The organism is Psychrobacter sp., from assembly GCF_041554015.1.
Taxonomy (GTDB): Bacteria; Pseudomonadota; Gammaproteobacteria; order Pseudomonadales; family Moraxellaceae; genus Psychrobacter.
Window position 1 is genome coordinate 1 of sequence record NZ_JBFFMS010000051.1, and the last position, 11,614, is coordinate 11,614.

Consider the following 11,614-nt stretch of genomic DNA (forward strand, 5'->3'; position numbering starts at 1 on the left):
CTGTCAACTTCTTTTCTTGTTTTGTTTCGTTAAGTTAACGGGGTAGTTATTGTGTAATCACACAGTAGCTGCTTCCGGTTCGTCTTAATGAGGTGCGTATTATAGACGCTTTAATTATTAAGTCAAGAGGTATTTTATTTTAATTTCAATGAATCTAAAATTAATATGCTGGCTACTTAATAGCTTGGCTATCAAAGGTCGGTGGTAATCCACTTTCCAAGCCGCTTGCCCTTTCAACTGGTGGGCAGTATACGCTGTTTATGGATGGGGTCAAGGGAAACTTATCAACAATGTTGATTTATTATGTCGCTAAGTCAAATTATCCCTCTAACTGACTGTTAACACTGGCAATTTATGTTAAGAGGAATTTAAATAATTGTCTTTTACCTTAACTAACTTTTCTGAACTTTATGTTTTTTTAGAAGTAAGACATATAGAGGCTCTAGAAATCCATTAAAAACACATGCCAATATAGTCAATTCTAAATAAAACAGAGACGTTATATTGCAACGCGGAACTGGGATGGATTTTACTGGCTTGCCGTGCCTATGCCGACAGAGGCTGCGTAAAACTCATCCCAGTCTAGCTGTATCGCTTGAATATTGAATTCACTATATTTACTTATATTAAGAGCGTATAAAAAAAGGAACTTACCTATCGGTAAATTCCTTAATATAATGATGTTAGCGAGTCTTATATAGTTGCTTTAGCCTGTAAGGTACTAACAATACCTGACAAGGCATAAATAACACCAATCGCTAAAATGCCGACAGGAATATCATATAACACGATACTCATGACCAACACACCAAGGATAAGTACCACAAACGGGACTTTCTTCTTATCAAACTCTTTAAAGCTATAGTATTTGACGTTGCTAACCATCAGCAAACCGCAAATAACGACCCAAGCAGCAAACAAGAACATCACAGGTGTATCATATTGCCCGATCCATTGATTGTGATCAACGGCAACCATAACAGCTGAGGTGACCAAAATAGCGGCAAGCGGACTGGCTAAACCAACAAAGTACTTTTTATCGACTTCACCAATCTGAACATTAAAACGCGCCAGACGAAAGGCAGCGCAAGCAGTAAAGACAAACGCACAGCCAAGCCCGATACGACCTAACGGCTGTAGCGCAAAGCTATAAATGAGGATTGCTGGTGCGACACCGAAGGCTAGCATATCGGCAAGCGAATCATACTGCTCGCCAAAGGGGCTTTGCGCATTGAGCATACGCGCAACCCGCCCATCTGCGCCATCTAAGATAGCGGATAAGAAAATCGCCAATGATGCTTTATAAAACTCACCTTGGGTACTGGCTAAAATAGAATAAAATCCTGACAGCAGCGATAACGTGGTGATCAAGTTGGGCGCTAAATAAACACCGCGACTGACCACGCGTTTGCCTTCAGCGACTTCTGCTTCAATCACCTCAAACGTCAGCCCATCATAGCTCTCGTTATCCGCCAAGCGAATATCGAAATCATGCTCATCCACAAAAGGTGGCTGAGTAGCAGCGCTGTCTTTTAATAAGGGCTCTTTGATCAAACCGTCATTCACCACTTTATCAGTGACCAGACTGCCCTTCGCAAGATTGTTTTTTCCAAGGCTAGGTGATGATTGATCAGTCGTCATAACAATATCCTTATTCGCCAACCAACCAGCGGACGGTGGTTGCACTATCAGGGGTTAAATCTGGTGCATCAGCAACTTTTAATATCGGCTGTAAGAATCGTAGTATCTCACGCGCTTGGTTATCGAACTGCCACGGCGGATTGATCACAAGTAAACCTGTGCCATTTAGACCGACAGCGATATCTTTTGGATAGATGTTTAGCTCACAAATCAGCTGACGTCGCATCTCAGTACGCTTAAGCTTTTTGTAGAACAGCTCAACCGCATCGATGTTTTTGATCGGGAACCATAACGCATAAGTGCCCTGTGGCCATTTATTATAAGAGTGCACCAACAAATCAATCAGACGGGTAAAATCTTTATGCTCCTGCTCATAAGGAGGATCTAAAAAGATCAAACCACGCTTTTCTTTTGGCGGAATCACAGCACCAATCCCTTCAAAAGCATTGCGATGATGAATACCAATAGGCAATTTATGCAGCTGATAGTTCAAGGCATCATATTCACTGGCTTTAGCTTCAAATGCCTCGCCGCGCACGCCAGCATTTGGGTTCTTTTCGATATGATGGGCAATCCACCAAGGCGAACCCGGATAGACTTTTTTGTCATAGGTAAAACGGGCTTGCTTGATACCTTCCATATAGTCTTTAACAGCAGCTGGCGCTTTTTCGACATCGGCTTTTACCAAGGCTTGGATACCACCTTTGGCTTCACCCGTTTTGCGAGCTTCTTCACTGCCGAGCGAATACAGTCCACGACCGCCATAAGCATCAAGCACATAAAAGGGTTTGTTTTTTTGCCCCATTTGATTCAGTAGTTGTACCAATAAAATGTGTTTGACCACATCGGCAAAGTTACCAGCATGATAGGCGTGTTTATAATTCATAATCTCAAAATTTTAAATAAGAAAAATTGCATCTATGGTAGCATAGGATGGCTAAAAGATAACGATGGTTTTGGTAAAAAGGCAGAGATTGGCAGTGTAATGATAGATAATGAACGGTAGCGAGACAAAATGACGAAGATTATTAGCAATCTTGAAGTGACAACGTTGGTGGTTGATAATCCAATAGGCAAGGACAATCCGCCTTTATTGTCTCCCTCTAATGATAGCCTCAATCGCAAACAGCCGCCACCAACCCAGCATCTATTACAAGCTTCTGACTTTGATGTCAATTGGGAACACAAGCTGACAGACACACAGTTGGATGCGCTTGTTGATCATGGTTGGCTGCTTATTGATGATGTCTTTGAGCAAAAAGCCTTATTGGCACTACAAGCAGAAAGTGGCTTCATCGACTATCGTGATGCAGAGCTAACGGCGGGTATTCGTATTAGTGATATTCGCGGCGATAAGATACGCTGGATCACCAAAGATTTTTTTGCAGGATATTATTACCTGCATAGTATCAATGCGCTTGCTACCTTGTTCAATCAAAGCTTATACGCGGGTATTCGCCATAGTGAAGCGCATTATGCTTGCTATCCCGTAGGTTTCGGCTATCAATGGCATAGTGACAATCCAGCTGGGCGTAATGAACGCGTTATCTCTGCGGTGTTTTATCTGAATGATGACTGGACAGCGAATGATGGCGGCGCACTAGAAGTCGTTGACAAACACGGTGTCCATCACAATGTGATGCCTTTTGCCAATCGTCTGGTGTTATTTGATAGTGACCTACAACATCAGGTGCAAATCGCTCAGCGTCAGCGTTACTCTATTGCAACTTGGATGCGCCGTGATGGTCTAGTGCCATTTATTGAAGACGTTATTTAAATACTATAATACTCAGATGCTGTTACCAGCTACATCTAACCATACTGTTTAACCCTCTATAATAAAAAAGGCTTCTCATGTCAGATTTTGATAACAACTTAACTTCTCAGTCTCCTCAACAAACATCTCATCAACAAGCAACATTGGATTTGAGTATCGCCTTACTTGAGCGCCCGTCCGTCACCCCAGATGATGATGGCTGCCAAGATATATTATCAGAGCGTCTGCAAAAAGCAGGGTTTGACTGCGAGTTTATGTATTACGGCGATAGACAAGCAAAAGGCGAACACGCTGAAGTTAAAAACTTATGGGCGCGTCGCGGTACATCCAATCCAGTCATTTGCTTTGCAGGTCATACTGACGTCGTCCCAACAGGCGATGAGGCAAACTGGACCTATCCGCCATTTACCCCAACCATTGCAGATGGCTATCTGTGGGCGCGCGGTGCCGCTGATATGAAAACTGGTATTGCTGCGTTTACCATCGCTGCTGAGCGTTTCGTTGCCAATCATCCTGAGCATAATGGCTCAATTGCCTTTTTAATCACCTCAGATGAAGAAGGACCGTCCATTAACGGCACAGTGAAAGTAGTAGAAACGCTAGAAGCGCGCAATGAGAAAATCACTTATTGCTTGGTTGGTGAACCATCCAGTACCGATACCTTAGGCGATATCATCAAGAATGGTCGCCGTGGCTCACTCGGAGCAGTACTTACCGTCACTGGCAAACAAGGTCATGTTGCCTACCCGCATCTTGCTTCAAACCCTATACATGCGGCTATGTCGGCACTCGCAGAATTGACCAACGTTACATGGGACAATGGCAATGATTACTTCCCTGCCACTTCCCTGCAAATCTCTAATATCAATAGTGGCACGGGCGCAACCAACGTCATACCTGAAACCTTAAAAGCGGTCTTTAATTTCCGCTTTTCTACAGAAACGACTGAAGAAGAATTGAAAGCAAAAACCCATGCGATCTTTGATAAATATTTTGAGAACAGTAAAGCCAGCTATCACATCGACTGGAAGTTATCTGGTCAGCCATTTTTAACGCCTGAAGGTAAACTGGTCTCAGCATGTCAGCGAGCCATCAAGTCTGTGACCGGAACCGATACGACATTGTCAACCTCAGGTGGTACCTCAGATGGTCGCTTTATCGCGCCGACAGGTGCGCAAGTCGTTGAGCTTGGTGTACGTAATGCGACGATCCATCAGGTTGATGAAAAGGTTGAAGTAGACGACTTAGGGAAATTGGCGCAGATTTATGAAGGAATTTTGGTAAATTTACTATTAGATTAGTTAGCATTAATAAAAAAAAGCGCCAAATCTGAATCAGGTTTGGCGCTTTTTTATTGATAACAATGTCTTTTATGTTGTTCTTTTCTCAAACATACTGCTTATTTTATCTTGAACCTTGTGGCCTTACTCAATACCGATATACAGCTCGACTTGACCATATTCTAATTTACCCTCGACATAACGCTCAAAGTCGACATGATACGTGCGCGTGTGTTCACAGCTTGGGTCATTGAAATATGTCCACGCTTTTTCCCACGCATTCATCACGGTATTAGGCATATTGCCGTGTTCTGCAAACACCATGTATTTTCCTGCAGGGATATCTACGCTGACTAACGTGCTATTCTTGGTATTAGCGCCACTATCTGACTGCGGTTGCTCGCTATCTACTTTCCAACCGGCCACAACATCAAAAGCACCGACCAAGTCATCGCTCTCGTAGTTATGATAGATACCATAAATATCTTCGCCCTCAGGAATGTTACTCATATGAGTTTGATAAAACTTTTGCCATAGTTTGCCAAGCTTTGCCGTTTCATGGCTGATTTCAGCGCTGTTGGTGGTGCGTACGCTAATGCCTGTGCAAGTTTGCGATTCTGTTAGCTCTTGGATTGGTGCAGTCATTAGACTTTATATCCTGTTTTGGTTTGAGATGGTATTGATGATTTAAAAATAGTATAAACGATGCGTCAGTCAGCTTCATCAATCCAATTCATTTGAATCGCTTCTAAGATGCCCTCATTTGATCTTTGCGGATCGTCATCAAAGCCTTCAAGCTCAGTTACCCAGCGATGCAAATCGGTAAAGCGAATGTACTGCGGATCAATCTCTGGGAATTTTTCATAAAGCTCAATAGCGATATCTAAGCTGTCTGTCCATTTTAACTTTTGCGGGGTCATGGTAGCTCCTTATTTCTCAATCATTTTTATAAAATGGCATTATAAAATATATATGCGCTATCCTACCAAAATTCATCGTAGGATTATAGGCAAGTTGGTTATACAGCCTGCGTTGATTAAGTTGACTCAGTAGATTGGGCAGCTTTGATGGCTATCTGGTGCGTATTCCATGACTCAATAACATCATTTAGCTGCTCACCCGTCATATCCAATATCTCAGTTGCGCACTTACCTTGCTTGTTGGTCAAGACAAATTTGGTCATACCGACTGCCATTAGCTGGCTTTTGACAAAAAACCGATGTTCAAAATAGACGTATTTTTTATCCCAACCAACCACCTTACTATTTACTGTCATCTTATCTAAAAACTTAATTTGTTTAAGGTAGACCATCTCCTGCATGGCGATAATCCAGCCAAGATTTTTGAGACCCTTTTGATGACAGCATGCCATGAGCCAGTTGGTGATGTTTAATTCGATAAAAGATAGATAACGATAATTGGGCAGATGATCTCGAAAGCCCATGTCGTGCGGTAATACCCGATACTGACGCACAGTTGGTGCTGTTAGTGTCTCAACACTTAGGCTTTCACCCACTGATTTTTGCTTAAGCTGCTGCTTTAATAAGCTGATCATAATAAAAAAACGTATCAACATATTCATAAAAAAGTCTCTTAACTATTATTATTTAATCATGATTTTATATCGTTGAATATAAATGCTGCCTACCTTAACGCAAAAAAGCCACCATAGTGACTTTTTATACAGTGACTTTTTTATGGCAAAGCGTAAGTTTAGTAATTTATATCTAAAAGCTGACTTTAAAGATTAATGACCAGCGCCATTGATACTACGCACCATCTCTTCGACCATCTTCTTGGCATCACCAAAGATCATCATGGTTTTATCCATATAGAACAAGCTGTTATCAAGTCCTGCATAACCTGTGCTCATAGAGCGTTTGATAACCATAACGGTTTGCGCTTTGGTCACCTCTAAGATCGGCATACCAAAGATTGGCGACGATGGATCATCTTTCGCCGATGGATTGACAACATCGTTTGCCCCAATCACCAACACCACATCGGTACTGGCAAAATCAGAGTTAATCTCGTCCATCTCAAGAATATCATCATAGGGTACATCCGCTTCTGCCAAGAGTACATTCATATGTCCTGGCATACGACCAGCGACTGGATGAATGGCAAAACGCACGTTAACCCCTTCATCCTTTAATAGCTCATATAGCTCTTTAACCGCGTTTTGTGCCCGACCTTGTGCCATACCATAACCCGGTACAATGACCACACTGCTAGCATTGGCCATAAGAAAGCCTGCATCTTCTGCTGAGCCTGCTTTATAGTTCTTTGGCGCGCCATCATCGCCGCCTGCACCCGCAGCTGTCGTTCCCATACCGCCAAATAAGACGTTGAGTAATGAGCGATTCATGGCTTTACACATGATATAAGATAAAATCGCACCTGATGAACCGACTAGCGAACCTGCAATAATGAGCATTGAGTTACCAAGAGTAAAACCAATACCCGCTGCCGCCCAACCTGAGAATGAGTTCAATAGTGATACCACCACTGGCATATCGCCGCCGCCGATTGGCGCAATCCACATCCAACCAAAGATAACTGCAATCACAGCCATGGCATAAAACGCAGGTAACGAGTCAGTGACGAAATACATGCCGCCAAAAGCAATCATCGCAATAAACAACAGTGCTTGGACAGGTTTAACCCAGCCGCCAACCAAGGTTTTTGCCCAGCTTTTCGCCGCCAATTTACCAAAGGCAAAAACCGACGCTGAAAAAGTAATCGCACCGATAAAGCAACCGATAAACAGCTCTACTCGTGCGACCGCGCCATGTGCTTGCTCAGTATGCAATACTGTCGCTAGTGCAATCGCCACCGCTGCCAAACCGACAAATGAATGCATCAAAGCTACGGTTTCTGGCATCTGGGTCATGGCGACCGTTTTTGCTTTCCACATACCGACGATCGCACCCAATATCATCGCACCGATAATCAACCAAAGCACAGGGCCCTCTGCCAAGAAGAATGTCGTGATGACCGCAATCGCCATCGCCACCATACCGAAGCGGTTACCACGAATGGCCGTCTTTGGGCTCGATAAACCACGCAAGGTTAAGACAAAAAGAATGGCACCGATAAGATAAAACCAGTCTGCATTTGCCGCAATCATATTTGATAAGTCACTCATGCGTCACCCCCAGTATCTGTGGTTACTACGGCTTTTTTTACTTTTGGCTTAAACATTGACAGCATACGCTCAGTCACAGCGAAACCACCAAAAATATTGATACTGGCTAAAAACACCGCAAACGCCCCAAGCAAACTGGTCGGCGTAAATACTGACCCATCGATAGTGACGGTTTGCAACATGGCACCGACGATGACGATACTTGATAGAGCATTGGTGACGGCCATCAATGGCGTATGCAGCGCAGGGGTGACGCCCCAAACGACGTAATATCCGACAAAAATTGCAAGTACAAATACGGTGAAAATTGCTACAAAGGGCGTGCTACTCATGGCCGCACCGGCTGGCGCTGCCGCTAAAATAGTGGCAATCATCTTATCCTCCTAAAATTGTTTCATATCTGGCAAATGTAGGTAATGAAATAGTCAAGCCTTGAGGCTCAAGACTCAGCGTTTAGCAAGGCGTATTTGATTGTCATGTGTCACCGCCAACGCGCCTTGAATCTCATCATTCATATCTACATTTAATGCCAGTGTCTTCGCTGAAGCGTCATCTGTCGCGGCAGGCGCAATTAAAGTGGTGATAAAATTAACAAGGTTATTGGCATATAAGTCTGAAGACTGCGCGGCAAGCTGTGAGGGAATATTGGCCGCCCCGACGATACGTACGCCATTTGCCGTGGTAATGGTTTTATCGGGCACGCTGCCCTCAACGTTACCGCCGGTGCCAGCCGCCATATCAATCAGCACCGAACCCGCTTTCATCTTAGCGATGGTTGATTGATGCACCAAGCGCGGCGCGTTACGCCCCGGAATTTGGGCAGTGGTAATAACGATGTCGGCATTACTAAGCGCCTTGTCCACGACAGCGGCTTGGTCTTTGATATATTGCTCTGATGGCGTCCACGCATAGCCACCGGTAGATTTAGCGGTTTCTGCCTCCTCTGCACTCATCGGCACATCAAGCCATTTACCACCGAGTGACTCTACTTGCTCACGGGCAGTCGGACGTAAATCACTGGCTTCAACGACAGCGCCCAAACGCTTGGCCGTGGCAATCGCTTGCAACCCTGCAACCCCGACGCCTAGGATAACGACTTTGGCAGGTTTTACTGTCCCTGCTGAGGTCATAAACATCGGGAACGGGCGCGAATATTCATTGGCCGCTAGTAAGACGGCTTTATAACCAGCAAGGTTGGCTTGCGAGGACAAGACATCCATATTCTGCGCACGTGATAAGGTACGTGGCAGCAGCTCCATGGCGAAGGCGGTAGCCCCTTTAGCAGCATACGTATCGAGTTGGGTATTTCGATAAGGATCAAGCATACCGATGATAATTTGACCAGCGGTTAAAGCAGCCGTCGTTGACGTCGGCAAATCATTGACGGTGGTAATAATCTGCGACTGATTGATGACGTCAATGCTACTGTTGGCAATATCAGCACCCGCTGCTTGATATAACGCATCTGCATAATAAGAGGCTTGACCTGCGCCTGACTGAATGACCACCTCAAACCCAAGTTTGCGTAACTTCTTTACTGCATCTGGGGTTAGCGCGACCCGACTTTCGCTTGCGCTATCTGCACTAATAACACCGATTTTCATACCGTCTCCTTACGTCTAGTGACTATACTTACGTCTAATATCTGTCTAATACCTCAACCTTTTAATGCTTAACTTTTACTTAACTCTTTAACCTTAACGCGCCTGTAAAAAGCACAGGGGACAAAAAAATCTCTGGTCAGGGCTGGTTTACCACTTAAGACCAAAGATTATCAATTTAATAAATGATGGCTGGTTTACCATCATGCCGTTTTATTATAGAGATATCGTCTGCCAACTTTCATTGTCTAATGATGACCAGCAAGTAAAATAAAAGTTGGCTACTTAGAACATTAGCATAACTTTTATTGTTATATTGCTACCTTTTGCTTTTTAAAATAACGCCTAATACCTAGAAATACTTAACATCCATAAATGATTAGAATGTATAACCATAAATAAAAGCATGCATAACCTTATAACTCATAAAATATTTTTATAATAATACCTAAAAATACAAAACGATGGCCATCAAGTCAAGTTAAACTTATGGATGCCGTATAATAAGAAAACTGAACCCTATATTTGATAGTTATTGATCCATATCATAAGGAATAATCATGTATTTTTTGCTCTCCCCTGCCAAGTCACTCAATGAAAAAGACGCTGTCCCAGTAAATGTTGGCCATTACTATAGCCAACCTGAGCTGATTGACCACGCGCAAACGCTTATGAAAACATTGAAATCTAAAGAGCCGATTGATTTGCAGGAGCTGATGAGTATCTCCGATGACTTAGCGCAGCTCAATGCCAAGCGTAATCAAGACTGGGCTTGGAGCAACAATGCCCCCTTTACTGACGATAACGCCAAACCAGCGGGTTATTTGTTCGATGGTGATGTGTATAGCGGGCTTGATATGTATCACATGGACAAGGAAACCGCTATTTACGTCAATGAACATCTAGGTATTTTGTCAGGGCTTTATGGCGTGCTAAAACCGCTGGATTTAATCCAGCCGTATCGTCTAGAGATGGGCACCAAGCTAAAAAATGAGCGCGGTGATAATCTCTATAAATTTTGGGGCGAAGAAGTCACTCAGATTATTAATACGCGCATGACTGATAGTAAAGATAAGGTTTTGGTGAACCTTGCTTCTAATGAGTACTTTAAAGTAATAAAAAAGAAAGCGCTAAATGCTGAAATTATCACACCACGATTTGAAGATGAGAAAAATGGGCAATATAAAGTGATTAGCTTTTATGCTAAAAAAGCACGCGGGCTCATGGTGAAATATGCTGCTGATAATAAGCTGACCAAGGCTGAGCAGTTAAAGCAGTTTGATTTGGCAAGATATTATTATTGTGCAGATGTATCTGATGATAAGACATGGGTGTTTAGACGAGATGCAGCAGATGCTTAATCATTTGACTAAAACATACTTACTGCGCATAAAAATGCCCCTATAAGTTGTGTCCAACTTATGGGGGTAAGTTCATGAGCCCATCCCGAATTCTGTGTAACTGCCCTTTAGATTAAATGCTTACTGATACGGTCATCAAACATAATCATAAAGCGATTCAGAGCAGACGTCCAGTTACGGATGGGCATCGACCACTTTTTAGAGGCCTGCTGGGTTGCCAGATATACTACCTTGAATGCTGCCTGATCAGATGGGAACACCTTACGCTTATTCACCGCTGTCCGAATCACGCTGTTCAATGATTCTATCGCATTAGTAGTATAAATCACTTTTCTGATGTCTTTCGGATACTCAAAGAACACCGTTAAGCCCTCCCAGTTATTGCGCCAAGACTTGATGACATGCGGGTACTCTTTGCCCCATACTTCATCAAAGTGCTCAAGGTTGGCCTCTGCCATCTCAAGCGTATCAGCGCCGTAGATGGCCTTTAAATCAGCCGCTATTGCCTTCTTATCTGTCCACGGCACGAACTTCATCGAATAGCGCACCATATGAACAATGCAAAGCTGGACCTGAGCGTTTGGATAAACCGTATTGATGGCATCAGGAAAGCCCTTTAGACCGTCGACACAAGTGATTAGGATATCTTGTACCCCGCGGTTTTGTAGTTCAGTGAGAACGCCAAGCCAGAACTTAGCGCCTTCATTCTCTGATAGCCACATGCCAAGCAGCTCTTTTCTACCATCAAGTCCCACGCCTAGCGCCAGATAGATCGCCTTGTTGATGATCTGCTTGTCTTGGCGTAC

General features: G+C 43.6%; 12 protein-coding genes. 3 read left to right on the forward strand and 9 right to left on the reverse strand.

Annotated elements, in window-relative coordinates:
• Nucleotides 1-693: 693 nt before the first annotated feature.
• Both pssA and ABYU67_RS10980 read right to left on the reverse strand, forming a co-directional pair.
• Nucleotides 694-1,641: a CDP-diacylglycerol--serine O-phosphatidyltransferase gene (pssA, locus tag ABYU67_RS10975; RefSeq protein ID WP_372845135.1), complete on the reverse strand. Its 948-nt coding sequence runs from the start codon at nucleotides 1,639-1,641 to the stop codon at nucleotides 694-696.
• Between the two features lie 10 nt (nucleotides 1,642-1,651).
• Nucleotides 1,652-2,527: a 23S rRNA (adenine(2030)-N(6))-methyltransferase RlmJ gene (locus ABYU67_RS10980; RefSeq protein ID WP_372845137.1), complete on the reverse strand. Its 876-nt coding sequence runs from the start codon at nucleotides 2,525-2,527 to the stop codon at nucleotides 1,652-1,654.
• Between the two features lie 129 nt (nucleotides 2,528-2,656).
• On the opposite strand from ABYU67_RS10980, the gene ABYU67_RS10985 reads away from it, so the two are divergent.
• Both ABYU67_RS10985 and dapE read left to right on the forward strand, forming a co-directional pair.
• Complete coding sequence (locus tag ABYU67_RS10985) at nucleotides 2,657-3,418, forward strand: 2OG-Fe(II) oxygenase (protein WP_372845139.1); 762 nt, start codon at nucleotides 2,657-2,659, stop codon at nucleotides 3,416-3,418.
• 77 nt (nucleotides 3,419-3,495) lie between these two features.
• Complete coding sequence (gene dapE / locus ABYU67_RS10990) at nucleotides 3,496-4,719, forward strand: succinyl-diaminopimelate desuccinylase (RefSeq protein ID WP_372845141.1); 1,224 nt, start codon at nucleotides 3,496-3,498, stop codon at nucleotides 4,717-4,719.
• 123 nt (nucleotides 4,720-4,842) lie between these two features.
• Here dapE and ABYU67_RS10995 read toward each other — a convergent pair whose 3' ends face one another.
• The 6 genes from ABYU67_RS10995 to ABYU67_RS11020 all read right to left on the reverse strand — a co-directional run bounded on the left by ABYU67_RS10995 (nucleotide 4,843) and on the right by ABYU67_RS11020 (nucleotide 9,450).
• Nucleotides 4,843-5,343, reverse strand: a complete 501-nt coding sequence (locus tag ABYU67_RS10995) for a GyrI-like domain-containing protein (RefSeq protein ID WP_372845143.1) — start codon at nucleotides 5,341-5,343, stop codon at nucleotides 4,843-4,845.
• A gap of 65 nt (nucleotides 5,344-5,408) precedes the next feature.
• The gene (iscX, locus tag ABYU67_RS11000) at nucleotides 5,409-5,618 is read right to left on the reverse strand and encodes a Fe-S cluster assembly protein IscX (protein WP_198336823.1); all 210 of its coding nucleotides are present in this window, start codon (nucleotides 5,616-5,618) and stop codon (nucleotides 5,409-5,411) included.
• Nucleotides 5,619-5,734: 116 nt separating this feature from the next.
• On the reverse strand, nucleotides 5,735-6,280 hold the full coding sequence (locus tag ABYU67_RS11005) for an acyl-CoA thioesterase (protein ID WP_372845145.1): 546 nt from the start codon (nucleotides 6,278-6,280) through the stop codon (nucleotides 5,735-5,737).
• Between the two features lie 165 nt (nucleotides 6,281-6,445).
• A complete protein-coding gene (locus ABYU67_RS11010; RefSeq protein WP_372845147.1) occupies nucleotides 6,446-7,846 on the reverse strand; it encodes an NAD(P)(+) transhydrogenase (Re/Si-specific) subunit beta in 1,401 nt (466 codons plus the stop codon).
• A complete protein-coding gene (locus ABYU67_RS11015) occupies nucleotides 7,843-8,178 on the reverse strand; it encodes a proton-translocating transhydrogenase family protein (protein ID WP_372845155.1) in 336 nt (111 codons plus the stop codon). Before ABYU67_RS11015 ends, ABYU67_RS11010 begins: the two co-directional genes overlap by 4 nt.
• 114 nt (nucleotides 8,179-8,292) lie before the next feature.
• The gene (locus ABYU67_RS11020) at nucleotides 8,293-9,450 is read right to left on the reverse strand and encodes an NAD(P) transhydrogenase subunit alpha (RefSeq protein ID WP_372845149.1); all 1,158 of its coding nucleotides are present in this window, start codon (nucleotides 9,448-9,450) and stop codon (nucleotides 8,293-8,295) included.
• Nucleotides 9,451-10,007: 557 nt separating this feature from the next.
• On the opposite strand from ABYU67_RS11020, the gene yaaA reads away from it, so the two are divergent.
• Nucleotides 10,008-10,808 carry a peroxide stress protein YaaA gene (yaaA, locus tag ABYU67_RS11025; protein WP_372845151.1) on the forward strand — a complete coding sequence of 267 codons (801 nt, stop codon included), beginning with the start codon at nucleotides 10,008-10,010 and terminating at the stop codon, nucleotides 10,806-10,808.
• 107 nt (nucleotides 10,809-10,915) lie between these two features.
• Here yaaA and ABYU67_RS11030 read toward each other — a convergent pair.
• Nucleotides 10,916-11,614, reverse strand: a 699-nt coding sequence (locus ABYU67_RS11030; RefSeq protein WP_372845153.1) for an IS256 family transposase, incomplete at its 5' end; no start/stop codon positions are given.

Coding starts and splice junctions, on each gene's coding strand:
- iscX (WP_198336823.1), bottom strand. CDS start 5,618: ATGACCCCGCAAAAGTTAAAATGGACAGACAGCTTAGATATCGCTATT.
- ABYU67_RS11015 (WP_372845155.1), bottom strand. CDS start 8,178: ATGAGTAGCACGCCCTTTGTAGCAATTTTCACCGTATTTGTACTTGCA.
- ABYU67_RS10985 (WP_372845139.1), top strand. CDS start 2,657: ATGACGAAGATTATTAGCAATCTTGAAGTGACAACGTTGGTGGTTGAT.
- ABYU67_RS11020 (WP_372845149.1), bottom strand. CDS start 9,450: ATGAAAATCGGTGTTATTAGTGCAGATAGCGCAAGCGAAAGTCGGGTC.
- ABYU67_RS10980 (WP_372845137.1), bottom strand. CDS start 2,527: ATGAATTATAAACACGCCTATCATGCTGGTAACTTTGCCGATGTGGTC.
- yaaA (WP_372845151.1), top strand. CDS start 10,008: ATGTATTTTTTGCTCTCCCCTGCCAAGTCACTCAATGAAAAAGACGCT.
- dapE (WP_372845141.1), top strand. CDS start 3,496: ATGTCAGATTTTGATAACAACTTAACTTCTCAGTCTCCTCAACAAACA.
- ABYU67_RS10995 (WP_372845143.1), bottom strand. CDS start 5,343: ATGACTGCACCAATCCAAGAGCTAACAGAATCGCAAACTTGCACAGGC.
- pssA (WP_372845135.1), bottom strand. CDS start 1,641: ATGACGACTGATCAATCATCACCTAGCCTTGGAAAAAACAATCTTGCG.
- ABYU67_RS11005 (WP_372845145.1), bottom strand. CDS start 6,280: ATGAATATGTTGATACGTTTTTTTATTATGATCAGCTTATTAAAGCAG.
- ABYU67_RS11010 (WP_372845147.1), bottom strand. CDS start 7,846: ATGAGTGACTTATCAAATATGATTGCGGCAAATGCAGACTGGTTTTAT.